Raw genomic sequence first — 1,091 nt, forward strand, 5'->3', positions numbered from 1 at the left:
GCTGCAATCACTACCGTACTGGCTAAAACCTACGGCGGTGCTGCTCGTGCTTTCGACCAGATCGATAACGCACCAGAAGAAAAAGCTCGTGGTATCACCATCAACACCTCTCACGTTGAGTATGACACCCCGACTCGCCACTACGCACACGTAGACTGCCCAGGCCACGCCGACTATGTTAAAAACATGATCACCGGTGCTGCGCAGATGGACGGCGCGATCCTGGTTGTTGCTGCGACTGACGGCCCTATGCCTCAGACCCGTGAGCACATCCTGCTGGGTCGTCAGGTAGGCGTTCCTTTCATCATCGTGTTCCTGAACAAGTGCGACATGGTTGATGACGAAGAGCTGCTGGAACTGGTAGAGATGGAAGTTCGTGAACTGCTGTCTCAGTACGATTTCCCAGGCGACGACACTCCAATCGTTCGTGGTTCCGCGCTGAAAGCGCTGGAAGGCGACGCAGAGTGGGAAGCGAAAATCATCGAACTGGCTGGCTTCCTGGATTCTTACATCCCAGAACCAGAGCGTGCGATTGACAAGCCATTCCTGCTGCCAATCGAAGACGTATTCTCCATCTCCGGTCGTGGTACCGTTGTTACCGGTCGTGTAGAGCGCGGTATCATCAAAGTGGGTGAAGAAGTTGAAATCGTTGGTATCAAAGAGACTGCGAAGTCTACCTGTACTGGCGTTGAAATGTTCCGCAAACTGCTGGACGAAGGCCGTGCTGGTGAGAACGTTGGTGTTCTGCTGCGTGGTATCAAACGTGAAGAAATCGAACGTGGTCAGGTTCTGGCGAAGCCAGGCTCAATCAAGCCACACACCAAGTTCGAATCTGAAGTGTACATTCTGTCCAAAGACGAAGGCGGCCGTCATACTCCGTTCTTCAAAGGCTACCGTCCACAGTTCTACTTCCGTACAACTGACGTGACCGGTACCATCGAACTGCCAGAAGGCGTAGAGATGGTAATGCCAGGCGACAACATCAAGATGGTTGTGACTCTGATCCACCCAATCGCGATGGACGACGGTCTGCGTTTCGCAATCCGTGAAGGCGGCCGTACCGTTGGCGCGGGCGTTGTTGCTAAAGTTCT

At 53.6% G+C, this 1,091-nt stretch carries 1 protein-coding gene; it reads left to right on the forward strand.

Annotated features, from left to right (window positions below):
* The coding region (gene tuf / locus N5C09_RS21330; protein ID WP_069683771.1) for an elongation factor Tu at window positions 1-1,091 on the forward strand (1,091 nt) is incomplete at both ends.

The organism is Enterobacter sp. GD03975 (genome assembly GCF_029838645.1).
Classification (GTDB): domain Bacteria; phylum Pseudomonadota; class Gammaproteobacteria; order Enterobacterales; family Enterobacteriaceae; genus Enterobacter; species Enterobacter quasihormaechei.